Source organism: Williamsia sp. Y853, assembly GCF_056786495.1.
This window is the reverse complement of record NZ_JBXCJC010000001.1, coordinates 745,677-769,054: the sequence shown is the minus strand read 5'-3', so window position 1 is coordinate 769,054 and position 23,378 is coordinate 745,677. Positions and strand designations below refer to the sequence as shown.

Below are 23,378 nucleotides of genomic sequence, written 5' to 3'. Positions count from 1 at the left end.
CGTCGGTGGTGTTCGCGTCTCGGGCATGTGTGTCCCGCTCTGGCCCTTGATGTTCCGTCGGCACCGCAGAGCCCCCCGGATCTCCGTCGGTGGCCACGGACCCCGCCTACGGATTCCTGGTGGGCGGCCCGGCCTCTTCAGACGGCAACTCAGGTTCCGCCTCGGGTTCGGGTTCGGTCTCGGTTTCTTCACTGGCCTCACCACCGCCGGGCAGCGGGATCACGATGCCCGGCGCCAACGTCACACCCGGTCGAGAGGTCGTCGTCTCCGGCTCCGTGGTCGTCGGAGCCGTACTGCGGGTGGAGGTGGTCGAGGACGTCGGCGGGGCCTCATATGGAATGCCCGAAACACCGCCAACCGCAGCCGGCTTCGGGAAGTCCTCGATCGGCCGGCCTTCGAGCGCGGCGTTCATCGCCGTGCGCCAGATCTGCGCGGGCAGCCCCGAACCGTAGATCGTGGAGCCGTTGTAGTTCACCAACTCGGTGCCGTTGTCGGTGCCGACCCAGACCGCGGTGGACAGCTGCGGCGTGTAGCCAACCATCCAGGCGTCCTTGTTCATACCGGTGTCGCCGAGCTGTGTGGTGCCGGTCTTGGCGGCCGATGGTCGCGAACCACCATCGAGCGCATTGCCGTTGGAGTACGCGGCGACAGGTTGGAGTGCGGCCGTGGTGTTGTCGGCGACCTCGGCCGGAAGTCGGCGTTCACCCTGGTCGTCGTTGCGCTCGAAAAGCACGTCGCCCTGCGAGTTCTCGACCTTCTGCACGAAGTGGGGTGTGTGGTACATCCCCGATGCCGCCAGGGTCGCATACGCCGATGCCATGTCGATGACACGTGAGTCGTACTGTCCCAGCACCACACCGCCTTCGACGCCGGTGCCGTCCTGGTTCTCCAAAGTCGGGGTGCCGTCGGGCCGGGTCTCCGGGATACCGGCGCGGTGCGCGGCATCGGCGACGGCACTGGGTCCGCCGTTGAGGTCCATCATCAACCGGTAGAACACCGTGTTCAGCGACATCTTCATCGCGGTGGCCAGGTTGCAGGTACCGCACGACGTGCCATCGGAGTTGTTGATGGTGACGCCGCCGGACTCGAACGGCGCCGAACTGTATGTCTTGGACAGTGGAATGCCCTGCTCGAGAGCGGCCACCATCGCGAAGACCTTGAACGACGAACCGGTTTGTAGATCAGCCTGCGCGTAGTCGAATCCGTTGCCGTCGTTGCCACCGAAGTAGCCCCGCACAGCGCCGGTTTGAGGATCGACCGACACCACCGCGGTCCGCAAATCCTTCGGTTCACCGTCCAGCGAACCATTGGCCGCGTCGACGTTTGCGGCCTGCACCTGCGGGTCGATGGTCGTGCTGATCTTCAGTCCGCCGGTACGGATCTCGTCTTCGGAGATGTCGAGGCCACCCAGTTCGGCGAGTACCTGCCGTTTGATGAGCCCGTTGGGTCCATCGCTGGCCGGATCACCGGTCTGCGCCTGCTGATCGACCACGTTCGGGTACTGCTGGGCGGCAGCCTCGTCCTTGGTGATCGCCTTGGTGGTGACCATGCCGTCGAGCACGTACTGCCAACGAATCTGCGCTGCTTCGAGATTGGTGGCCGGATCGTAGTAAGAAGGGGACCGGATCGAGCTGGCCAGCACTGCCGACTCGGACAATGTGATGTCGCGGATGTCCTTGTTGAAGTATGCCTTTGACGCCGCCGCGACACCGTAGGCGCCACGACCGAAGTAGATGGTGTTGAGGTAGGCGGCCATGATCTCGGGCTTGGACCACTCGTTGGCCATCTTGGTGGAGATTGCCAACTCGCGGAACTTGCGCTGGTAGCTGGCTTCGTCACCGGTGAGCACGTTCTTCACGTACTGCTGGGTGATCGTCGACCCACCGCCGGCACTTTCGTTGCCGGTGATCTTGCCGAGCGCGGCACGGCCGTATCCACTGATCGAGAAGCCCGCGTTCTCTTCGAACTCGCGATCCTCGGCGGCGATGACGGCCTGCTGGAGCACCAGCGGGATGTCCTCGATGGGGACGTCGGTGCGGTTGCCCTCCGCTGGGACGATCCTGGCGATCTCGCCCCCGTTGGTGTCGACCACCGTCGCGACCTGGCTCTGCTTGATGTCACCCGGGGCGGGCACTGCCACATCGGCGTAGGTGAAAAGGAACACAGCTGCCATCACCACCACGAATCCGGGTACCAGCGCACCACCGAGTCCGAGGACCCACGCGGCAGCCTTTTGCCAGGCCCGCTTCTTTTGCACCGGTGTCCGACCGGGGGACGCAGATTGCCTGGCGTCACCGTTGCCGGTGGTCCAACCAGATCGATTCGGTCCGTCAGGGCCGTTGCTCACAGATACTTCTCCATACCTTCAGTGCCCATTCCTGCTGGGCCTTTATCGGCGTCCGCCTTCGCGGATCCACCGGTAGTCGTGTCGTTCGATGCCCGTGCGCCGGCAACCCGGCGGGTCCGCCTTACCGGCGGTCGCGGAGGCAATCCCGACACGTACGACTGGACCAGATGGTTCCAGCTGCACGTGCGGCACACCTCCACCACATGTACCGAAAATTCTTCCTGGCTCGCTGCCAGGCGCTGAATCTCTTCATTTGTACGGGCCGAACCCGAAACCTGTCCAAGTTTCTCGCCGAACACCCACGAAACGATCGTGACCTGCTCTTTTCGGCAGATCGGGCATCGTTCCGAGCTGGTCAGGCCATGAAACTTGGCCGCCCGCAGCAGATAGGGGCTGGCATCGCAGACCTCGGCCACACCGGTACGCCCGGCGTAGACCTCGGCCAGCCGGGACTTCCGCTGTAACGCGTAGTCCACCACCTGTCGCTGCATCGGCACTCGTCAAGAGTACGTGGCTCCAACCAGCACGCGGTTGTGGTTGTCCGGCGATGTCACTTTCAGTGCAGTCCATTCTCACTCCATCGAGCGGACCGAATTGGCTGTCGACCGTGCCGAACTTGTCCGTTTCTGCGATGGTCTCGGCCCACACGACGGTGGTCTCGACCCGCTCGGCGGCCGGGTTTACAGGTGATCGATGCAGGTCAGCGCGCTTTGAGGTACCGGTTATATCGGCGCGATACATACGTGTGTAACATCAGGCATACAGGTTTCTGAAACACGTCGGATGGAGGTGTGACCGAATATGCTCGAACTCGCAGTACTCGGCTTGCTCCTCGAGTCTCCGATGCACGGCTACGAGCTGCGCAAGCGGCTCACCGGCCTGCTCGGCGCATTCCGCGCGTTTTCGTATGGATCGCTGTACCCGTCGCTGCGCCGAATGCAGGCAGACGGTTTGATCGCTGAGGATTCGGGCGCACCGGGGACTCTGAAGCGACGCGCTCGTCGCGTCTACGCATTGACCCCGAAGGGACGGGAGCGGTTCGCCGAACTGCTCGCAGACACCGGCCCGCAGAACTACACCGACGATGGCTTCGGAGTGCACCTCGCATTCTTCAGCCGGACTCCCGCCGAGGCTCGCATGCGCATCCTCGAGGGTCGGCGCCGGCAAGTGGAAGAACGCCGCGAAGGTCTCCGAGAGGCTGTCGGTCGTTCGAACCGCACAGTCGATCGCTACACCAAGCAGCTCCATCAGTTGAGTCTCGAGTCGAGCGAACGAGAAGTCCGCTGGCTCAACGAGCTCATCGCCGCCGAGGGCTCGGAACGGACCGAGGATTCGACAAATACGTCGAGGAATCCCGGACCGTTGCCCTCGGAAACGGTCTTTGCAGAACCCGAAACAACCTCAGTAACACCACACAAAGAAGGGGAACCCGACCATGGGTGACAACAATTCAATTCGCGTGGCGATTGTTGGCGTGGGAAACTGCGCCTCATCCCTGGTCCAGGGCGTGCAGTACTACAAGGATGCCGACGAGAACGCCAACGTTCCCGGCCTCATGCACGTGAAGTTCGGCAAGTACCACGTCCGCGACGTCAACTTTGTCGCCGCGTTCGACGTGGACGCCAAGAAGGTCGGCTTCGACCTCTCGGACGCCATCTTCTCCAGCGAGAACAACACCATCAAGATCGCTGACGTGCCGCCGACCGGCGTCAACGTCCTGCGCGGGCACACCCTGGACGGACTCGGCAAGTACTACCGCGAGACCATCACCGAGGCCGACGGCGACGGCGTCGACGTGGTCCAGGTCCTCAAGGACAACAAGGTCGACGTACTCGTCTCGTACCTGCCCGTCGGATCCGAACAGGCCGACAAGTTCTACGCACAGTGCTGCATCGACGCCAACGTCGCGTTCGTCAACGCCCTGCCTGTCTTCATCGCCAGCGACCCGGTCTGGGCCAAGAAGTTCACCGACGCCGGTGTTCCGATCGTCGGCGACGACATCAAGAGCCAGGTCGGTGCCACCATCACCCACCGCGTCATGGCGAAGCTGTTCGAAGATCGTGGCGTCACGCTCGATCGCACGTACCAGCTCAATGTCGGCGGCAACATGGACTTCAAGAACATGCTCGAGCGTGAGCGCCTGGAGTCCAAGAAGGTCTCGAAGACGCAGGCTGTGACCTCCAACCTGACCGGCGCCCTGGCCAACAAGATCGAGGACAAGAACGTCCACATCGGACCTTCGGACCACGTCGCGTGGCTCGATGACCGCAAGTGGGCCTACGTCCGCCTCGAAGGCCGCGCCTTCGGTGACGTGCCGCTGAGCCTCGAGTACAAGCTCGAGGTCTGGGACTCCCCCAACTCGGCAGGCATCATCATCGACGCCGTGCGCGCCGCCAAGATCGCCAAGGACCGTGGCATCGGTGGACCCATCCTGCCGGCTTCGGCCTACCTGATGAAGAGCCCGCCGGAGCAGCTCGCCGACGACGTCGCGCGCCAGCAGCTCGAAGCGTTCATCATTGGTGCAGACGCCTGATCCAGGTCACCAGACCCGGTCAGTAACTGACACAAACCAAGAGCCGCACACCTTCTCCGGTGTGCGGCTCTTGGCGTATGCCCGATGTCAGAAGGCAATCGAATGGTGCGGCGAAGACGCCTACAATATGGCGAAGGTGCATCAAGGCCCTGAAGTCGACGCAGTCCGAGCAACTTCCGTTGGCCCGGTACCAGGAAGTCAATTCCGGCATTTCCAACACTTGCTCGTCAAGTGGATCGGCGAGGGAGTCGACTGAGAGGTCTACGACCATGCAAGCCTTGCAATACCGTAAAATCGGAGCCCGGCCCGAAGTGGTCGAGATCGACAAGCCCTTACCGGGCGCAGGCGAGGTGCTCCTGCGAATGACCGCCGCCGGAGCCTGTCACTCCGATGAGTTCATAATGTCGACTCCTGCGGATCAGTATGCGTTCCAACCACTTCCACTGACTCTCGGACATGAGGGCGCCGGAATCGTCGAAGCACTCGGTCCGGGGGCCACCGGGTTCGAAGTGGGGCAATCCGTACTCGTATACGGACCCTGGGGCTGCGGACTGTGCTATCCGTGTGCGCAGGGCAGCGAGAACAACTGCATTCACGGCATCAAGGCACCCGGCATCTACCGGCCCGGCGCAATGGCCGAATACATGATCGTCGACGACAGCCGTCATCTGGTGCCGCTGGGCGACCTCGATCCCATCACCAGCGTCTCGCTCACCGATGCCGGATTGACGCCGTATCACGCTGTGAAACCGACGATCCCGAAGCTGGTACCCGGTACAACAGCGCTCGTCATCGGTGTCGGTGGACTCGGCCACGTGGGTGTGCAACTCCTCAAAGCGCTCACACAGGCGAGCATCGTCGCGGTCGATATCGCCCCCGAGAGCATCGAGCACGCACTGCAACTCGGCGCCGACCACGCCTTCGCATCGGACGCGGCGGCCGCCGACCGCATCCGCGACATCACCGGCGGACGTGGGGTCGACGCCGCCTTCGATTTCGTCGGCGCGCAGGTCACCGCCGACCTCGCGCAGTCATCGATCGCCGTTGACGGAGAAATCTCGATGGTCGGCGTGAGCACCGGCGCAGTGCCGGTCGGCTACCTCACCGTCCCCTTCGATGTCTCGGTGCGCGTGGTCAATTGGGGCACGAGGCCCGAGCTGATCGAGGTCGTCGAACTGGCCCGTCGGGGCGCGATCGAGATCGCAGTGGAAGAGTTCGCCATGGCCGACGCACCCGTCGCGTACGAACGACTCCACGCAGGCAAGATCCGCGGGCGGGCGGTGGTCGTTCCGACCCGGTAGCCCGCCCGCGGTTCACCGATTGCTACATCGTCCCGTTCAGGAACGCCGAGTAGGCGGGCAGGTCGAGCTGGCCGTGTCCGCTCAGGCCGATGACGATGACCTCTTCTTTGTCCGAATCACGGACGTGGTCAACAGCTGCGGCGATCGCATGGGTCGATTCCGGCGCTGGGACGATGCCCTGCGTCCTGGCGAACAGAACGCCGGCGGCGAACGCGTCCTGCTGCTCGATCGCAATGCCATCGACGAATCCGAGCTCAACGGTGTGGCTCAGAGCCGGCGACATCCCGTGATAACGCAGGCCACCGGCATGGATGGGATCGGGCACGAAGTCCATACCCAGCGTGTGCATCTTCAGCAGCGGCGTCAGACCCGCGACATCACCGTGGTCGTAACGGTATTCACCCTTGGTGATCGACGGGCAGGCGGACGGCTCCGCGGCGATGATCTTCGGATTCGACCGGCCGTGGATCTGCTCACGAATGAACGGGAACGCCAGACCGGCCAGGTTGGAACCGCCGCCTGCACAACCGAAGACGTAGTCGGCGCCGCCGGACTCCACCAGGGCGAGCTGATCAACGGCTTCGATCCCGATCACACTCTGATGCAGCACAACATGATTGAGGACGCTGCCGAGCGCATACCGCGCACCGGGATCCTTCACCGCCGCCTCGACGGCCTCACTGACCGCCATCCCGAGACTGCCGGTGGTATCGGGCGTCGCCTTCAGGATTGCGCGGCCGGCCTCGGTCAGCTCCGATGGGCTCGAATGCAGTGTCCCGCCATACGTCTCGATGAGGTAGCCGCGATAGGGCTTCGATTCATAGGAGGCCCGGACCTGCCACACCTCGACATCTATCCCGAACAGCGCGCCCGCGAAGGCCAATGCGCTACCCCACTGACCGGCACCGGTCTCCGTGGTCAGGCGGGTGACGCCGTCCACCGAGTTGTAATAGGCCTGTGCCACTGCGGAGTTAGTCTTGTGACTACCGACCGGGCTCACGCCCTCGTACTTCACGTAGATCCGCGCCTTGGTGTTCAGCGCCTCCTCGAAACGCCGGGCCCGGATCAGCGGGGAGGGCCGCCACATCTTGTAGATCTCGCGGACCGGTTCCGGGATCTCGATGTAGGTCTCCGTCGACACCTCCTGCGCGATGAGCCCCGACGGGAACAACGGCGCGAGATCGTCGGGGCCTACCGGCTCCTTCGTGCCGGGATGCAGATGCGGCGGAATCGGCTCGGGCAACTCCGCTGCCAGGTTGTACCAGTGTGTCGGGACATCCACGCTGATCAGGTCGCGATTGGCTTCGGGGGTCTCAATGGTCATGCACACGACTTTAGGCGTAGCCGCGTCGACGGTCACGGGGGTTACGCCGAAACCGAGACGATCGGAGGCCGAGCCCAGATAGCATCCGACATGATGATCAACCGGATCCGAAATCGCGAGGCATTCGACCCTGACCTGCGCCTGCACTCGTTGCTGGTACCGCAGCACCTGGTCGGGCCCCGCACGGTTCCGGCGATCCGATGGTTGTCCAAACTGATCCGCGGCAGTTCCGCCGCCACCGTCCACGAGATCGCACCGGGTGTGAGCGTGCGGTTGTTCCGGCCGACCAAACCGGCCGCGGTCCCGGGACCGGGGGTCCTGTGGATCCACGGCGGCGGCATGGTGATCGGCACCGCGGCGCAGGACGATGCCACCTGCAGACATTTCGCCGACGCCGTTGGCGCGACGGTGGCATCTGTCGAGTACCGGCTCGCCCCGGAGCACCCCTATCCCGTCCCCGCGGAGGACTGTTACGCCGCGCTCCGGTGGCTTGCCGAACGACCCGAGGTCGACCCGGACCGAATCGTGGTCGCCGGTGCCAGCGCCGGTGGCGGATTGGCCACCACCGTCGCGGCCTTCGCCCACGACCGCGGCGAGATCACCCCGATGCTGCAGTTGCTGGTCTATCCGATGCTCGACAACCGCTCGGTCACGCCCGATGAGAACCACCGGCTCTGGGACGCGAAGAGCAACCGATACGGTTGGGACAGTTATCTCGGCGACGCCTCACCCGAGATTGCGGTCCCCGCCCGCCGCACTGACCTGACCGGCCTGGCCCCGGCGTGGATCGGCGTCGGATCACTCGATCTCTTCCTCGAGGAAGACCAAACCTATGCCGAGCGGCTGCGAGATGCCGGTGTGCCGTGCACGTTCATCGTGATCCCGGGCGCATTCCACGGCTTCGACATGGTCGCCACCCGCGCACGCATCGTCCGAGACTTCTTGGCCGCCCAGACCGACGCCATCCGCGAGGCGCTACGTACCCACGACCGGTCGAGACTGTCCGACGAGTGACCCGGTAGAACCGGCCCGGACGAGTACTACGGCCCGTAGTAAGGTGGCTCGACGGAACAATTCGGACGCCGCGTTCTCGGATCGACAGTGCGGGAAGGGCCCCGGACGGACTGCTCCGACTGCCCCACGTCACCCGACTGGTCGACGGCAATATGAGCCGTCGTTTGTCGGTGCTCACCCGCAAGGAGTTTTCCGATGTTCCTCGCAATTCGCGAACTGATCTACGCCCGGACCCGGTTCTTGTTGATGGGGGCGGTCGTTGCGTTGATCTCGGTCCTCATGGTGATTCTTTCCGGATTGTCCACGGGCCTGGTCGACGATGGTGTCTCCGGCCTTCAGCGCAGTCCGGTACAGGCATTTGCATTCGCCGAGGGCACGAAAGCCGACTCGGCGTTCTCCCGGTCGGTTGTCACCCGGACGCAGGCCGAGACGTGGGCGCAGCAGCCCGACGTCGAGCACGCCGAACTGATGGGCAACTCGATTGTCAATGCGCACAACAGTGATGGCACGCCCGTCGACCTGACACTGTTCGGCGTGACTCCCGGTTCATTTCTCGAACCCGACGCCGCCGAAGGCACGGCCATCGCCGGACCGAACGACATCATCGTCAGCTCAACTGCCCGCGACGAGGGTGTCGAGATCGGCGACCGCATCGCGATCGATCGCATCGGCACCGAGCTCAATGTTGTCGGATTCACCTCGGACAAGCGCACATTCGGCCACGTCGACATCGCCTATGTCCCCCTGACCACCTGGCAGGAGATCAACAGCGGCGGCGCCGACACCGACGGCTCTTTCGACCCTCGAATCTACGACGAGGCCAGTGTGGTCGCGATCGAAGGAACCTCGAACCAGCTGCCCGACTTGACTTCCGGTGATACCGCGGCCGGCACGTCGTCAAAGGACCTCGAGGACTCGTTCGATTCTTCACCCGGATACGCGGCGGAGACGATGACCATGTCGATGATCACCGTGTTCCTGTACGCGATCTCCGCGCTGGTGGTCGGCGCCTTCTTCACGATCTGGACCGTGCAACGTACGCGAGAACTTGCGCTCCTACGCGCACTCGGAGCCTCGACGCCGTACCTGCTCAGGGACAGCATCCTGCAGGCAACATTTGTCCTTCTCGGCTCCGTCGCCGTGGGCGTCGGTATCGGGGTCGGGTTCGGATCCGGACTCAGCGGAACCGGGATGCCCTTCTCCATGCAAGCCGGGCCCATTCTCCAGGGCGCTGTCCTGCTGATCGTCCTGGGACTACTCGGCGCGGCCGTCGCGGTGATCCGAGTCGCCCGCATCAATCCACTCACCGCCCTGGGGGAAAACCGATGACCACCACTCGCACCACAGGCCTCGAACTCCGCGACGTCACACTGACATTCGGCGACGGCGACAGTTCCATCACCGCCCTGAACAACGTGAACCTACAGGTCACACCCGGCGAGCTGGTCGCCATTGTCGGGCCTTCCGGGTCCGGCAAGTCGACCCTGCTCGCGGTTGCCGGCGGGCTGACGGTACCCACCACGGGTTCGGTTCACCTGGCCGGCACCGACCTGAGCACGGTTCCGGCGAAGAAGCTGACGAAGATCCGCCGCGACCACATCGGGTTCGTATTCCAGACCGCCAACCTGGTGCCGTCGCTGACCACGCTCGATCAACTGCGACTGATGCCCACGATCACCGGGCGCCGGGGGCGCGATCCCCTCCCGCTGCTGGAGGCCGTCGGTATGAGTCACCGCCTCGACAAGCGGCCCGGTCAGTTGTCCGGTGGAGAACGACAGCGGGTGGGTATCGCCCGGGCACTCGTCACCGAGCCGTCGTTGCTACTCGTCGACGAACCGACCGCCGCGCTCGACCGTAAGCGCAGCCACGAGGTGGTGCAGGTGCTCGCCGAAGAGACGCACCGCGCAAACGTTGCCACCATCATGGTGACCCACGATCACGACGTCCTCTCCCACTGCGATCGGGTGGTCGAGATGATCGACGGGCGCCTCACACCAGTGGGTTGACGTCCGGGGGTGCGCGCCTAATAGATCGCGACGCGGTCCGGGTCGAAATAGTGCCCGACCCGACGGGCATTGAGTTGCCGGAAGATCTCACCCGCCGCCGACGGCCAGGCCGACGTGGTCACCGATTCGCTGGCGCGCAGGACCGTCACCGTGATCAGTGCAACGCGTCCGAGCGGGGTGTCGAAACCGCTTGGTGCACCCCAGCCCTTGTTGCCAAGGAGGACGCCTGCGGTGCCGTTCACCAGCCATTCCCGTGGACCGGTGATGCCTGCCAGTTCGACGTACACGGCCTCGGGCGCGGCCGTGATCGAGCCGACAAAATCGGAACCATCGGTGGCCGCCCGTTCGGCAACCGCCGACAGCACCCCGAAAAGCCAATGCTCACGGGCACTCTCGTCGGCCCGCAGCCCCGGTTCGATCGACTCCAGGAAGAACTCCGCTCCCACACCGAGCATCGAGCCACCCGCCACCGGGCCATATGCGGTGCTGGTTCCGCCGCCGGTCAGACTCGGTGCCGACAGTCCGTCGGTGGCGAGCAGCGTGGTTCGATCGCGCCGCACCGCCCGAAAGGCCCGGGTCCCGCCCGGCCAGAGCACGCCGCCGGCGTCAAGTGGCGCGAGCAGCGGTTCGTACATGTCTCCGACGCTGCGCCACAGGTTGTCCCTCGCTGTTTGGGCCTCGCGTGCACCCGGTACATCCGCGGTGGACTCGGGTTCGCCTCGATTCGCGACCGCAATACCGCCGTACTGCACCGGGGTCGGGGCGGAGGGCACCTGGTTGGCCTCATGTGCGCGCTGGAAAGCGCGTTGGGTGAAGGCCAACTCGTTCGCGTCGGGAGTCATTGCCGGCGTGGGTATCTCGACAACACCGTCGTCGGCAACGAGGAAGATCAACCGCATCTGGCCACCGGCCCGAGCCGGGTCGGAGGGAGCCCGGGTGAAGACCCGCCAGCCGGCCTGAATACGTTGCGCGGTCAGGGAATACAGATTGTGCCCGACAAAGTTCACCCGCCGCACGCGAATGAAGTCGAGTGCGATGGCCACCGCCGAAGCCGGGTCGGTCGCATGCGTGGGCACCGAACCCGGGCCCGGGAACGGGAAGTACGTCCCTGACAGCAACTGCGCCAACGGTATTCCACCGACGTAGTCGATCAGCCATTGCGGCGCGGTCCTCGGGTATCGGAGCAGGTCATCCCGATAGGAGTCCGGGTCGAAGATCAGGCCCGCATCGATCGGTCCCATCTCCCCGTGATCGTAGTGAACCACCGGTGGTGCGGCGCTCAGCGTGATCTCCACGGTGAGCGCGGCGTCGTGCCCGGCCTGGTAGCGGCCCACCCGCAGATCTCGGGCCAGTTCCAGCGCAACCGGCGGCGCCGGAACCGGGGTGGGCGGCACCTGGCCGAAGTAGGTGAGCGTGTACCGCGTCGCGGTTCCGGCGAAGCTGAAACAGATCTTCGCGCCGACGGCGCCGGGAGGCGCCGAAGCCTGGACGGACTGCCCGATGGCGGCGATGAACTCGGCTTCGGGCAACAGGCGTGCGTGCGATGTCGACCAGTAGGTCACCGCATCTCACCTCGCTACCTGACTCGCCGGATCCGTCTCCAGATGCCGCGGCGACACGCTCATCTGACGTCTGGCGACCATTATCGCCGAAGAATGCCCACCCGCGGTATGACCGGGGTGGGCGTTCGACCTTGCGCGGTTGCCGACGCTACGCGCCGTTGCGCCGATCTCGCCACGCACACATCTCGGTGACCAGCGACAGATCGTAATCCGGGCCGTTCACTCCGACGGTGAACAGTGTGACGCCCTCATCGGCGAGGCTCTCGGCCAGCGCGATGGCGGCCTCGGGGTTTTCGGCCGCGGACAACTCGCTCGACCGGACGATCTCGTTCGGATCGCGTCCGATCGCGGCGCAGTGCCCGGCCAGGACCTGCGCCTTGTGGCGGTAGATCTCCACATCGACGAACGAATGCCAGATGTGGGCGTGCTCGGCCACGTACTTGAGCGTCTTCTTCTCGCCGCCCCCGCCGATCAGGATCGGGATCTCGCGGGTCGGTGCGGGGTTGAGTTTGCCGAACCGGTCCTTGATCCGCGGCAGGGCCTCGCCGAGCGCATCGAGCCGGCCACCCGCGGTGCCGAACTCGTATCCGTACTCGGTGTAGTCGCGCTCGAACCAGCCCGATCCGATTCCCAGGATCAAGCGTCCACCCGAGATGTGGTCGACCGTTCGGGCCATATCCGCGAGCAGCTCCGGATTCCGGTAACTGTTACAGGTGACCAGCGCACCGATCTGGATGTTCGAGGTCTGCTCCGCCCACGCGCCGAGCATCGTCCAGCACTCGAAGTGCTCACCGTCGCGCTCACCGTAGAGCGGGAAGAAGTGATCCCAGTTGAATGCCATGTCGACCCCGGCATCCTCCGCCCGAAGAACTGCGTCGCGGATGTCTGAGTACTGGGCATGTTGTGGTTGCAGCTGAACAGCGATCTGGATAGGTGCGGTCATGAATTCAGTCTGCCTGAGTTTCGGCCCGAATTCTCCTGGGTGATCGCGGCTTCGGCGGCGTACTTCCCACACATTCCGTGCACACCGCCGCCTGGAGGGGTGGATGACGAACACAGGAACACGCCCTTCACCGGCGTTGCGTAGGGCACCCGAGCAGCGACCGGCCTGGTGAACTGCTGCCGAAGATCCGAAATGCCCGAATTCATGTCGCCACCTACATAATTCGGGTTGTAGACGGAATACTGTTTGGCGGTCATGGTGTGCCGGGCCAGTACGACGTCTCGGAAACCCGGTGCGCACCGCTCGATCTCTGCCTCCACGGCCGCCGTCATGTCGACGTCGCTGCCGTGCGGCACGTGGCAATACGCCCAGGCCACGTGCTTGCCTGCGGGGGCCCTCGTCGGATCCAGCACGGTCGGCGTGCCACCGATCAGGTTCGGACGCTTCGGGATCCGGCCGGCCTGCACGTCTTTCTCGTTGTCGCGGATCTGCTGTTCGTTTTCGGCGATGTGGAAGGTGACCGTCGACCCGGTGTGGGGGTCGGTCCACGGGATCGGCTCTGACAGGGCGTAGTCGATCTTGAAAGTGCCCGGCCCGAACCGGAACTTTGCAAGCCGACGACGATAGCGGGTCGGCAACCGGTCACCCATGATGCCGGCGAACTGCCGAGGATCGATGTCGAAGAGCTTCAGCGGTGCATCCGGCAGGTCGTCGAACTTGTGGACGGGATGGTCGGTCTCGATATGCCCGCCGTGCTCGCGGAGTGCACCGGCAAGCGCATCGGCGATCGACTGACTACCACCGCGGGCCAACGGCCAACCGCCGGAATGCACCAGCATCCCGAGCAGCAATCCCACCGCCGCTGTCGCGACCTCACCAGGCGGTCTGACCACATGCGTGGCGATCGCCGAGAATGCCGTGCGCGTCCGAGGATCCCGAAACATGATCCGGTTGAACACATCTGCGCTGAGCAGCGCCAGCGGACCAAAATGTGCGGCAGCCAGAAGGTGCCGGGGTATCCGGAACGGGCCGAAGAAATCGGAGATCAGATCCTCCGAGTGGGCGGCAGCGTATCCCAGGGTCGCCGACCAGGCACGAGCGTCGCGGCCCAGGAACTCCTTGCTCCGGGCGAGGTCGGTGTACAGCGGCAGAGCGGTCCCGTCACCGAACACATGCGACAGACCGATTTCGGGCACCAGCCACTGCAGGCCGTGCCGCGACAGATCCATCGAATTGAACGCCGGAGAAGCCATCCCGGTCGGATGCACCACCGAACACACGTCGTGGTGAAAGCCGGGCTCGGTCAGTTCGGCCGTCCGCGTCCCGCCACCGATCGTGGGGTGCGACTCGAGTACCAGCACTTTGCGGCCGGTCTTGGCCAGGGTCAGCGCCGCGGACAAACCGTTCGGACCCGATCCGACAACCACGGCGTCGTACCCATCTGCTCCCATGTCCATCAACGGTAGACCTCAGATGCCAAGACTTAACCACTGATTCATCCCAGGTTCGGACACCGGTTGTTTACGCCGCCTAACGTTCGACCGGTTGCTCGACGTCTGTCTATCTGGGGGAGCCCGCAGTGCGTATTCCGCTCACAATCACCACCAAGCACGAAGGGGCGTCTGCGCGTTCCCTGGTGACCTGCCACTACAAGTGTGGTGACGCCTGCTGGCATGAACCCCCGAACACCAGCAACAACACGTACTTCCGTGACATCGCCCGCGGAGCCCTCTCGCGGCGTTCGATCCTGCGTGGCTCAGCGGCCGCAGTGGTGGCGGTCGGCGCCACCTCGGCACTGGCAGCCTGCGGCGACGATGGTAAGTCGACGGCCACGAGCAGCAGCACTGCCGCCGGAACCGGTGTCGGTAACGCGGCGGAAACCGGCAGCACCGGAATGAACTTCGCATCGGTCGCACCGAATGTCGAAGACGCCCTGGTGATCCCGGAGGGCTATGAACAGGCGGTGGTGATCCGGTGGGGTGACCCGGTGCTGCCCGGCGCCCCTGAGTTCGACTTCGACAACCAGAGCGCCGAAGCCCAGGAGAAGCAGTTCGGATTCAACAACGACTTTGCCGGGCTGATCCCCATCGACGGCCAAGCCGGTCACTTCTACCTGGTGGTCAACCAGGAGTACACAACCGAACAGTTCATGTTCAAGGGCTACAAGCCGAAAGAACCCACCGACCAGCAGGCCCGCATCTCGATGGCAGCCCACGGGATCACGGTTGTCGAGGTCCAGAGTGAAAGCGGTTCGGGCAAACTCACACCCGTGGTCGGCGACCGCAACCGACGGCTCACGGCGATGAGCCCGTTCACCCTCACCGGTCCGGCGGCAGGCAGCGAGTTCGTGAAGACTGTCGCAGATCCCACCGGGACAACGATTCTCGGCACGATCGGCAACTGCTCCGGCGGCCTGACCCCATGGGGCACGATGGTCTCCGGCGAAGAGAATTTCAACAACTACTTCACCGGTGCGGCATCGGTCACCGAACCGGTCGCCAAAGAGCGTCTGGACCGCTACGGATTCGACGACGAGGACGACTATCACCAGTGGGGCCGGTACGAAACCCGATTCGACCTGGCCCAAGAACCCAACGAGGGCAACCGATTCGGTTACATCGTGGAGGTCAACCCGCACGATCCGGAGTCCACCCCGGTCAAACATTCCTCGATGGGACGGCTCAAGCACGAAGGTGCCAACATCTTTGTCACCGACGACGGCACCGTGGTGGCCTACACCGGTGACGATCAGAAGTTCGAGTACATCTACAAGTTCGTCTCCGACAAGAAGGTTCAGCCCGGACTCGGTGCCGCGGCAATGCGCCACAACATGAGCATCCTGTCGACCGGCACCCTGTACGTCGCCCAGTTGAGCGGCAACGAACCCAAGTCGATCGACGGCAGCGGCGCACTACCGTCGTCCGGTTCTTTCGCCGGAACCGGCAAATGGTTCCCACTGCTGACGGTGACCGACGACGGCGCCCAGTCGCGCGTCGACGGCATGACCGCCGAAGAGGTCGCGGTCTTCACACGAGCGGCCGCCGACAAGGTCAACCCGACCAAGATGGATCGCCCCGAGGACATCGAGGCGCATCCGGTCACCGGCAAGGTGTACTGCGCGCTGACCAACAACAGCGATCGCGGAACCGATGGCAAGGCCGCAGCGGATACACCAAACCCCCGCAACAAGAACAAGAACGGCCAGATCATCGAGATCACCGACGACCACGCGGGTACCGACTTCACCTGGGACCTGCTGCTGGTCTGCGGCGATCCGGCAGCCGCCGACACCTACTACGGTGGCTTCGACAAAACCAAGGTCAGCCCGATCTCCTGCCCCGACAACGTCGCCTTCGATCCGCACGGCAACCTGTGGGTGTCCACCGACGGCAATGCCCTCGGCAACAACGACGGCCTGTTCGCCGTCGCCCTCTCCGGTGAGAACCGGGGTGAGACAAAGCAATTCCTCACCGTCCCGCGCAGCTCCGAGACCTGTGGCCCGATCATCGGAACCGACCGGGTCATCGTGTGCGTCCAGCATCCGGGAGAAGAGGACGACTACTCGGCCGACAAACCGTATTCGCATTGGCCCGACGGTGGCGACAGCCAGCCCCGTCCGGCAGTGGTGTCGGTCTGGAAGACCGGCGGTCAGATCGGCATCTGACGCCGTACACCAGGCCCGCGCTCGGGGACCCATTTCAGAAGAACTGGACGCGAAAGCCTATCCACGGCGCCGTGAATGGGTTACCTTTCCATGGATCCGACGGGGAGGGATCTACGGGGTGGGGGCGTGTACCTGGTGTGTCGACCGGGGCAGGGTTCGACGCGTGAATCATCACCCTGCACCGGATCACGCCATTGCCGACTATCCACGGAGCGAATCAACGTGTCAGAACAACCGCAAGAACCCACCCGCATTCAGAAGATCCTCGGGGCGATCTTCATCAAGGCCTACCAGCTGAAGCAGAAGATCAAGCCCGCACCCGCGGCGCCCCCGGCCACACCTGCGCCCACACCCCAGCCCGACACCGAACCCACGACAAACCCCTAGGTGAAGAGTTTCTCCATCACGTCGCTCACCTGGGCGGCCAGGTAGTCCCCGGCGGTGTCGTCACCGCCCAGCCAGCGAATCAGAGCCTGCTGAAACAGTCCGTCGATCAGCGCGTAGGCCTGCGGTGACTGCAACGCCGGGATTGCCTGATCGAGCTCGCAGTAGCGGGTGACAACCCGCCAGGTCATGTCTTCCAGACCCTGCTCGATCTCGCCGACCGCCGGCCGGAACCTCTCGTCGAAGAGGCTCTGTGCCCGCATGTCGTACCAAAGCCGATGCATCGACGCATCTTCGACGACAGAGTCTTTCATCGCCGCGGCAAACCGGATACACAGATCGGGGGCGCTGGTGGCTCCCTCGGTGGCTGCGTCATATCGGGTCACGCATTCAACCTTGTATTCATGGACAACGAAGATCATGAGCTCGTTTTTGTCCGCGAAATAGTAGTGCAGGACGCCGTGGGTGAAATCCGAATCATTTGCAATGTCACGCAAACTCGTGTTGGCATAACCGCGTTGGGCAAGTGTCAGTAAGGCCGACTTCGCCAGTTGTCGGCGGCGATCGCCGAACTTGTCCGGACGCCGATCACCGCGCGGATTTTTCGTAGGCGTACTCATCACAAGGGATTCTAGGGCCGCGCGACCTCGGCAATCAATTGTCTGCCCACCTGTCAAACAATTCCTCGCAAATCTTTCAAGAGATCCTGCGGAGATGGTCGACAATCAACTCGCCCACAACTTCGGGCTTTTCGAGATGCAGAAAGTGACCGGCATCCGGCACGATGCGGGCTTCACTGCCCGGTGGCAGGATCTTTTCGACGCGCTCGGCAAACCCGGCCTGCATGCAACCGTCGTCGGCGCCGTGTAGATACAGCAGCGGTGTCAGCGGCTCACCGAAGGCGGCCGCCTGCATGCGGTGATATCGGCCAGCGCTGCGACCCGGTCGTAACGTCGCCCGGTAGTAGCCGAGCACTGCGCTGCGGTGCTGCCGATTCGGTAAGGCGGCAAAGACCGCCGGAAGATCCTTGCCTGCGTCATGGCCTGGTGACCAGCGACGCCACAGCAGCGGGATCAGCCGGTCCAGGCTGCGCTCCGACAGACGCGGCAGCTGGACGAACATCATGTACCAGCTCATGAACAGCTGGCGGCCGAGCAGTTTCATCAGCTGTGTCGTGTTGTCCGACAGGGACGTGAAGGCCCCGACCAGTGGCACCGACATCGACACCACCGCGGCAAATGGGGAATCCCCGTATGCGGCAAGCCCGCTGGAGGTCAGGGCACCCCAGTCGTGACCGATGACCACCGCCCGGTTGTCGGCCTCGAGAAGCCGATGGATTTCGACCGCGTCGTACATCAGCGCACCCAGGTGATAGTCGCCGTCCGCCGCGACCGTCGACGGCGCATAGCCCCTGGTGAACGGTGCGACGACCCGGTATCCCTCCGCCGCCAACCGTGGACCCAGATGCCGCCAGCTGTGGGCGGTGTCCGGAAAACCATGCAGACACAGCGCAAGTGGGCCGTCGGACGGCCCCCACGCGAAGGCGTTGAGCGTGACCGTCGGCAATTCCAGGATGATCACCTCGGCGCCGGCGGGCGCGGCTACCGGTGACGCCGGAGGCGGGTCGACTTCAGAGGTCATCTGAACCACTCAATCGGACAGCGGCCGTGGTGTCCAGACCCCAGAGGGATGTTTCAGTCGAGCCAGTCCAGGACCGCTGCCGCGGTCCATGATTGCTGCATGCTGCCCAGCGGCGCACCGGTGAACGGTTCGTAGTACTCGGCAAAGGACCCGTCTTGCGTCTGCCGCAGACCTTCTTCTCGAAGACGTGCCGACCGCTCGGGCCAGCCGCGCTGGGCAAAAGCCCACGAGAACAGCCACGTGATCACCGGCCAGACCGGCCCGCGCCAGTACTCCCGTGGTTTGAAGTCCGCGGAAATGGGTGACGTGGACGGCGGCACCGCATATTTCAGATCGGGGTGTCCGCAGAAGCGTGGGCCCTCGAACAGGCGCAACAGAGCGCGTTCGCGATCGCGGGGCAGACCACCGCAGAGCAGCGGCGCAAACATCGCGATGGTCTCGGTGTTGATCCAGCGATCCGCGCGAAGATCGAAATCCCTTGCCGCCCCGTTGCGTTCCGACGTCGAGGCCGCAACCCCGGCGCGAAAGCGTTCGGACCAGGCCCGCAGGTCGCGGACATCGGCGAGCGGTTTGGAATACTCCTCGCCGATCGTGGCCAGGACGTCACAGGCGACCGCGAAGATCGCGCTGACGAACACGTCTTCGATCGCGAAACTCATCACGTCGGGAAGAATCGCGTCGTCGTAATTGGCGCGCTTCATCTGCTCGACCAGCCACAGATATCGGTCGTATTCGATGTCGGTGGGACGCATCGACGCATCGGCGCCGTGCGACAGATCCGCTCGGGTGTACGGCGGGAGATCGAGACCCGGGATCACGTTGTTGTAGGCCGCATCCCAGCGCGGGGAATTGTCCATCCCCGACTCCCAGCCGTGGTAGAGCGTGATCCGGCCGCGCCCCTTCGGATCCCGCGCATGCGCCAGCCACCGGTGCCAGCGCACCAGATCACCCCAGCGCCGATCGAGGAACCCCTCGGCCATCGACCGGGTGGTACGACCTTGCCGCCGGGAATGATCGAGGATCCGCTGCACCGCGATCGCGTGCACGGGCGGCTGCGTGATGCCCGAGGTGTGTGGTGCCCGCGGCGCATTGAACGCGAGTTCGGCGCATTCCCAGCGGGCCGGGCCGGGGAAGTAACCGTCGCGACCATTGGCGAACACGATGTGCGGGATCATCCCGTTGCCCCACTGCGCCGAGAGCAAGGTGTCCATCTCGACCACGGCCCGCTCAACACTCAGCGGTGCCAGACCCACCGTGACAAAGGCGGCATCCCAGCTCCACATATGCGGATAAAGACGCGGCGCCGCGCTGGTCATCGTCCCCAGATCGTTGCCGCGCAGAAGATACGCAGCGCGGGCGGACAGCTGTGTGTTCGTGAAGCCGGAGTATCCCACGCTCCACATTCTGACCCCCGACTTCCATTCGCGCCCGGCCTGGTCGCCCGACCCGCCGGGCGTCTGGTCCATCGGCACTAAGGTTGAGGTCATGCCAACCGCGTTGATCACCGGCGCCAGCCGCGGGCTGGGAGCGGCCATCGCCCGCCAACTCGCCCCCACCCACGACCTGCTGCTCGGCGGCAGGCCCTCCACCGACCTGGACAACATGGCGTTGTCTCTGGACGGTGCGAGCACATGGCCGGTCGAACTGACCGATCCCGACGAGATCGAGGCCGCCACCGAAGCGATCAGCTCACTCGACGTGCTGGTGCACAGCGCCGGGGTGATCAGCTGGGGCACCGTCGAGGAGTCCCCCGCCGACGAGTGGCGCCGGGTCCTCGAGGTCAATCTTATCGCCGCCGCCGAACTCACCCGGCAGCTGCTGCCTGCCCTGCGCAACGCCGGTGGCCATGTGGTGTTCATCAATTCCGGTGCCGGCCAACGGGTCAACGCCGGTTGGGGGGTCTACGCGGCCAGTAAGTTCGGACTGCGGGCACTGGCCGACGCGGTCCGTCTCGAGGAACCCGCCCTGCGGGTCACGTCGATCTTCCCAGGCCGGATCGACACCGAGATGCAGGAAGAACTCAATGCCATGGAAAGCGGGGGCGACTACGACGGGACCCGCTACCTGCGGCCCGAGACCGTGGCCGCGGCCGTCGTCGCCGCCATCAACACCCCGGTCGACGCCCATCCGCAAGAGATCGTCCTCAAGCCCACCGGCCGTCACTGACAGGGCTGACGGGGCTGACGGGGCTCAGCCCTCGGCGGCCGGCCGCAGGAAGTCGCCTGCCACCGCCACCGCAGGCCCCGAACTGTCACCGCCCACCACCAGCGACGCGAAGGCGATGTCGCCGCTGATCCCCGCGAACCAGCCGTGCGCGTGGGTGTTGTCACCGTATTCCGCGGTGCCGGTCTTACCGCCGAGACCGTCGATGTCGGCCAGCGACGCGGCGGTTCCCGACGTCACCGTCTGACGCATCATCGTCCGCAAGGCCGCCACCACATCGGGATCCAGCGGCGATGGCGTCTTGTCGGCGGTGGTGCTCTCCCCGATCACCAGGCCCGGCAGCACCATCGAGCCGTTGCCCAGGCTTGCCTCCGCCACCGCCAGACCGAACGGCGACACGGTGACACTTCCCTGGCCGATCCCGTTCTCCACCCGCAACGCGGGAGTATCCGCGGAGCCGACCTGACCGGTGACCGTGGTGATGCCGGGAACAACGAAGTCCACACCGATTCCGAACTGTTCGGCAGCGGCAGGCAACGCATCGGCTCCCAATCGGTCCGACAGTGTCGCCATCGTCGTGTTGCACGAGCGTGAGAATGCGGTGGTCAGCGGTACCGAGCCCAGATCGAACTCGTCTTCGTTCGGGATGGTCCGGCCCTCGATGGTCGTGCGGCCCGGGCAGGGCAGCTGCGACTGCGGCGTCACCGTTCCCGACGACAACGCCGCCGCGGTTGTCACGGTCTTGAACGTCGATCCGGGCGGGTACAGCCCGGTAAGCGCTATCGGACCCTCCTTGTTCGCGGCCTCGTTCTGCGCGACCGCGAGTATCCCGCCGGTCGACGGCGAGATGGCAACCAGCACTGCCGGTTTGGTCTGCGCCGACACGGCCCGCTGCGCCAATATCTGTAAACGTAGGTCCAGCGTCAGTCCGATCGGCTCCACCTGTTGCGGGCGAACGGTCTTGAGCTGATCGACGTTGTTGCCGTCTTCATCGACGATCCGCACCGACCACCCGGCCCCGGCCGAGATCCGTTTATTCCATAGGTCTTCCATACCGGCCAGCACCGGCGACTTCAACCCACGCTCGGCGGTGAGCAGTTTCCCCTGCTCAGCGACTTCGACCCCGTCTACCGAAACAAGCTGTTCCCGAACTCTTTCCAGATCATCGGCGCGCAGTGTTGCGACGTTGACGGTGGGACCGCCCTGGTGTTCGGCCGCGGCCCGGATCGACGCGTCGGTGATCGAGGGGTCGATCCCGGCGAGTATCCGGGCCAGCGCAGCCGAGCCCTCACCGATTGCCGCCTGATCCAGCGTGATCACACCGACCGTCTGCCATGTCATCAGTTCGGCGCCGGATCGGTCGACAACCGGGGTGAGAAGTTCCTTGTCGTCGGAGTACTGAAAGTGCGTGGCCGGACGTAAGTTGCTGTGCAACAGGGTTGGTGACCACTCCAGTCGCCAGCCGTCGTCGGTGTCCACGGATCGGCCGGTCGTCTCGTACGTCAGGTCTTTGCCCGGCCCGAATGTCCACGCCATGGTCAATCGGCCATCACCACCGGCGGCTTCCACGTCGCCGACCGCAACATCGACCTCGGCCTCTTCCCCGAGTTGATCGAACATGTCCGCTATCGCCGCCCCGGCCACAGCTGGATCGGTGGTCTGATCAGCCGCCTTGGCCACGTCTTTGTCGTGCAGCGCCGACGCGAAAGCCTCGAAGTTGCTTTCCGGATCGTCCCCCGACGAGCTGCAGGCCGCCGCAACCAGCGCCACGACCACCAGCACCGCTGCGGTCACACGTCGAAGGCCGGGCCGGGTGCGCTCATCAATACTCATTGCCCGCGAACTCAACCACCCCGGCCCCACCGCCCACAAGGTCGCAACACTCCGCCGGGCGATAGCGTTCTGCTATCACCGCAGTTCGGCCCCACCCCCGGCGTCGCCAAGGACCACTGGCCGCGCCCGATCCGGGAGCTAGACAACGGTGGTGGCGCCGGCGGCGTATGGCAACCAAGGGGTCTCGCGGAGGGCGGGGCAATGTTCAGGGGTTGGGTTGTGCGCGATGTCGATCATCCGGTCGAGGGCATCGCGTGCGGCAGCCAGATCTGCCATCGCGGCGCTGATGCGGTCGCGTTCTGCGGCGAGGAGCTCGAAGCCCTCGGGGGAGGCCAGGCCGGTGTCGACACAGGGCAGCAGCTGCAGGATCGTTCGACTCGACAGACCGGCGGTAAAGAACTGCTGGATCAACTTCACCCGCTCGACGGCTGACTCCGGATATGTGCGCTGGCCACTGGAAGTACGTTCAGAAGCAAGAAGACCCTGCTCCTCGTAGTAACGGAGAGCTCTCGTGCTGACTCCTGCGCGGTGTGCGACATCGCCTATCCGCATCCTGTTCGCCTCTCTGAAGGGTGATCCCCGTTCGCCGACTTGCCCTTGACGTCAACGTGAGGTTTTAGAGTAGCCGAAGTCGGGCCGGATACGACCCGACGACCACACAGA

At 64.6% G+C, this 23,378-nt stretch carries 19 protein-coding genes and 1 pseudogene; 9 read left to right on the top strand and 11 right to left on the bottom strand.

Annotation, left to right across the window (positions count from 1 at the left end; all coding sequences use genetic code 11):
- Positions 1-106 precede the first annotated feature (106 nt).
- Both AC1TPF_RS03760 and AC1TPF_RS03755 read right to left on the bottom strand, forming a co-directional pair.
- Complete coding sequence (locus tag AC1TPF_RS03760) at positions 107-2,257, bottom strand: transglycosylase domain-containing protein (RefSeq protein WP_482144020.1); 2,151 nt, start codon at positions 2,255-2,257, stop codon at positions 107-109.
- Between the two features lie 191 nt (positions 2,258-2,448).
- Positions 2,449-2,838, bottom strand: a pseudogene (locus tag AC1TPF_RS03755) (DUF5318 family protein); the annotation flags it as partial.
- A gap of 310 nt (positions 2,839-3,148) precedes the next feature.
- Between AC1TPF_RS03755 and AC1TPF_RS03750 the strand changes: the two are divergent.
- The 3 genes from AC1TPF_RS03750 (at position 3,149) to AC1TPF_RS03740 (ending at position 6,181) form a co-directional block, all read left to right on the top strand.
- Positions 3,149-3,790 carry a PadR family transcriptional regulator gene (locus tag AC1TPF_RS03750; protein ID WP_482136444.1) on the top strand — a complete coding sequence of 214 codons (642 nt, stop codon included), beginning with the start codon at positions 3,149-3,151 and terminating at the stop codon, positions 3,788-3,790.
- A complete protein-coding gene (locus AC1TPF_RS03745; RefSeq protein ID WP_482136445.1) occupies positions 3,783-4,880 on the top strand; it encodes an inositol-3-phosphate synthase in 1,098 nt (365 codons plus the stop codon). The genes AC1TPF_RS03750 and AC1TPF_RS03745 overlap by 8 nt, the downstream gene beginning before the upstream one ends.
- Before the next feature lie 269 nt (positions 4,881-5,149).
- Positions 5,150-6,181: an alcohol dehydrogenase catalytic domain-containing protein gene (locus AC1TPF_RS03740; protein WP_482142673.1), complete on the top strand. Its 1,032-nt coding sequence runs from the start codon at positions 5,150-5,152 to the stop codon at positions 6,179-6,181.
- Positions 6,182-6,203: 22 nt separating this feature from the next.
- Here AC1TPF_RS03740 and AC1TPF_RS03735 read toward each other — a convergent pair whose 3' ends face one another.
- A complete protein-coding gene (locus tag AC1TPF_RS03735) occupies positions 6,204-7,505 on the bottom strand; it encodes a TrpB-like pyridoxal phosphate-dependent enzyme (protein ID WP_482136447.1) in 1,302 nt (433 codons plus the stop codon).
- A 93-nt stretch (positions 7,506-7,598) separates the two neighbouring features.
- Between AC1TPF_RS03735 and AC1TPF_RS03730 the strand changes: the two genes are divergently transcribed.
- The 3 genes from AC1TPF_RS03730 to AC1TPF_RS03720 all read left to right on the top strand — a co-directional run bounded on the left by AC1TPF_RS03730 (position 7,599) and on the right by AC1TPF_RS03720 (position 10,525).
- Entirely contained in the window at positions 7,599-8,519 is a 921-nt protein-coding gene (locus AC1TPF_RS03730) for an alpha/beta hydrolase (protein ID WP_482144018.1), read from the top strand.
- 195 nt (positions 8,520-8,714) lie between these two features.
- Positions 8,715-9,848 (top strand): ABC transporter permease, encoded by a 1,134-nt coding sequence (locus AC1TPF_RS03725; RefSeq protein WP_482136448.1) that lies wholly within the window; start codon positions 8,715-8,717, stop codon positions 9,846-9,848.
- A complete protein-coding gene (locus tag AC1TPF_RS03720) occupies positions 9,845-10,525 on the top strand; it encodes an ABC transporter ATP-binding protein (protein WP_482136449.1) in 681 nt (226 codons plus the stop codon). The genes AC1TPF_RS03725 and AC1TPF_RS03720 overlap by 4 nt, the downstream gene beginning before the upstream one ends.
- 17 nt (positions 10,526-10,542) lie before the next feature.
- Here the strand turns inward: AC1TPF_RS03720 and AC1TPF_RS03715 are convergent, their stop codons facing one another.
- From AC1TPF_RS03715 to AC1TPF_RS03705, 3 genes are all read right to left on the bottom strand, one after another.
- Positions 10,543-12,087 carry a hypothetical protein gene (locus tag AC1TPF_RS03715; protein WP_482142672.1) on the bottom strand — a complete coding sequence of 515 codons (1,545 nt, stop codon included), beginning with the start codon at positions 12,085-12,087 and terminating at the stop codon, positions 10,543-10,545.
- A 148-nt stretch (positions 12,088-12,235) separates the two neighbouring features.
- Positions 12,236-13,030: an LLM class F420-dependent oxidoreductase gene (locus AC1TPF_RS03710; RefSeq protein WP_482136451.1), complete on the bottom strand. Its 795-nt coding sequence runs from the start codon at positions 13,028-13,030 to the stop codon at positions 12,236-12,238.
- Complete coding sequence (locus AC1TPF_RS03705) at positions 13,027-14,481, bottom strand: phytoene desaturase family protein (RefSeq protein WP_482142670.1); 1,455 nt, start codon at positions 14,479-14,481, stop codon at positions 13,027-13,029. Before AC1TPF_RS03705 ends, AC1TPF_RS03710 begins: the two co-directional genes overlap by 4 nt.
- A gap of 128 nt (positions 14,482-14,609) precedes the next feature.
- On the opposite strand from AC1TPF_RS03705, the gene AC1TPF_RS03700 reads away from it, so the two are divergent.
- Both AC1TPF_RS03700 and AC1TPF_RS03695 read left to right on the top strand, forming a co-directional pair.
- Complete coding sequence (locus AC1TPF_RS03700) at positions 14,610-16,694, top strand: PhoX family protein (protein WP_482142668.1); 2,085 nt, start codon at positions 14,610-14,612, stop codon at positions 16,692-16,694.
- 222 nt (positions 16,695-16,916) lie between these two features.
- Positions 16,917-17,081 carry a hypothetical protein gene (locus AC1TPF_RS03695; RefSeq protein ID WP_482136454.1) on the top strand — a complete coding sequence of 55 codons (165 nt, stop codon included), beginning with the start codon at positions 16,917-16,919 and terminating at the stop codon, positions 17,079-17,081.
- Here the strand turns inward: AC1TPF_RS03695 and AC1TPF_RS03690 are convergent.
- From AC1TPF_RS03690 to ggh, 3 genes are all read right to left on the bottom strand, one after another.
- Positions 17,078-17,698, bottom strand: coding sequence for a TetR/AcrR family transcriptional regulator (locus tag AC1TPF_RS03690; RefSeq protein ID WP_482136455.1), 621 nt, complete (start codon positions 17,696-17,698; stop codon positions 17,078-17,080). The genes AC1TPF_RS03695 and AC1TPF_RS03690 overlap by 4 nt on opposite strands.
- Before the next feature lie 76 nt (positions 17,699-17,774).
- Positions 17,775-18,719: an alpha/beta fold hydrolase gene (locus AC1TPF_RS03685; RefSeq protein ID WP_482136456.1), complete on the bottom strand. Its 945-nt coding sequence runs from the start codon at positions 18,717-18,719 to the stop codon at positions 17,775-17,777.
- Positions 18,720-18,772: 53 nt separating this feature from the next.
- Positions 18,773-20,113, bottom strand: a complete 1,341-nt coding sequence (gene ggh / locus AC1TPF_RS03680; RefSeq protein WP_482137290.1) for a glucosylglycerate hydrolase — start codon at positions 20,111-20,113, stop codon at positions 18,773-18,775.
- Between the two features lie 91 nt (positions 20,114-20,204).
- Here ggh and AC1TPF_RS03675 point away from each other — a divergent pair, with 91 nt between their 5' ends.
- Complete coding sequence (locus AC1TPF_RS03675) at positions 20,205-20,885, top strand: SDR family oxidoreductase (protein WP_482142667.1); 681 nt, start codon at positions 20,205-20,207, stop codon at positions 20,883-20,885.
- Between the two features lie 24 nt (positions 20,886-20,909).
- Here AC1TPF_RS03675 and AC1TPF_RS03670 read toward each other — a convergent pair whose 3' ends face one another.
- A complete protein-coding gene (locus AC1TPF_RS03670; RefSeq protein ID WP_482142665.1) occupies positions 20,910-22,715 on the bottom strand; it encodes a penicillin-binding transpeptidase domain-containing protein in 1,806 nt (601 codons plus the stop codon).
- Between the two features lie 138 nt (positions 22,716-22,853).
- Positions 22,854-23,267: a MerR family transcriptional regulator gene (locus tag AC1TPF_RS03665; protein ID WP_482136459.1), complete on the bottom strand. Its 414-nt coding sequence runs from the start codon at positions 23,265-23,267 to the stop codon at positions 22,854-22,856.
- Between the last annotated feature and the right edge of the window lie 111 nt (positions 23,268-23,378).

What these genes read in the sequence shown, in the direction of transcription:
- AC1TPF_RS03750 (WP_482136444.1), top strand. Translation starts at nt 3,149, where the DNA reads ATGCTCGAACTCGCAGTACTCGGCTTGCTCCTCGAGTCTCCGATGCAC.
- AC1TPF_RS03745 (WP_482136445.1), top strand. Translation starts at nt 3,783, where the DNA reads ATGGGTGACAACAATTCAATTCGCGTGGCGATTGTTGGCGTGGGAAAC.
- AC1TPF_RS03740 (WP_482142673.1), top strand. Translation starts at nt 5,150, where the DNA reads ATGCAAGCCTTGCAATACCGTAAAATCGGAGCCCGGCCCGAAGTGGTC.
- AC1TPF_RS03735 (WP_482136447.1), bottom strand. Translation starts at nt 7,505, where the DNA reads ATGACCATTGAGACCCCCGAAGCCAATCGCGACCTGATCAGCGTGGAT.
- AC1TPF_RS03730 (WP_482144018.1), top strand. Translation starts at nt 7,599, where the DNA reads ATGATCAACCGGATCCGAAATCGCGAGGCATTCGACCCTGACCTGCGC.
- AC1TPF_RS03725 (WP_482136448.1), top strand. Translation starts at nt 8,715, where the DNA reads ATGTTCCTCGCAATTCGCGAACTGATCTACGCCCGGACCCGGTTCTTG.
- AC1TPF_RS03720 (WP_482136449.1), top strand. Translation starts at nt 9,845, where the DNA reads ATGACCACCACTCGCACCACAGGCCTCGAACTCCGCGACGTCACACTG.
- AC1TPF_RS03710 (WP_482136451.1), bottom strand. Translation starts at nt 13,030, where the DNA reads ATGACCGCACCTATCCAGATCGCTGTTCAGCTGCAACCACAACATGCC.
- AC1TPF_RS03705 (WP_482142670.1), bottom strand. Translation starts at nt 14,481, where the DNA reads ATGGGAGCAGATGGGTACGACGCCGTGGTTGTCGGATCGGGTCCGAAC.
- AC1TPF_RS03690 (WP_482136455.1), bottom strand. Translation starts at nt 17,698, where the DNA reads ATGAGTACGCCTACGAAAAATCCGCGCGGTGATCGGCGTCCGGACAAG.
- AC1TPF_RS03685 (WP_482136456.1), bottom strand. Translation starts at nt 18,719, where the DNA reads ATGACCTCTGAAGTCGACCCGCCTCCGGCGTCACCGGTAGCCGCGCCC.
- AC1TPF_RS03675 (WP_482142667.1), top strand. Translation starts at nt 20,205, where the DNA reads ATGCCAACCGCGTTGATCACCGGCGCCAGCCGCGGGCTGGGAGCGGCC.
- AC1TPF_RS03670 (WP_482142665.1), bottom strand. Translation starts at nt 22,715, where the DNA reads ATGAGTATTGATGAGCGCACCCGGCCCGGCCTTCGACGTGTGACCGCA.
- AC1TPF_RS03665 (WP_482136459.1), bottom strand. Translation starts at nt 23,267, where the DNA reads ATGCGGATAGGCGATGTCGCACACCGCGCAGGAGTCAGCACGAGAGCT.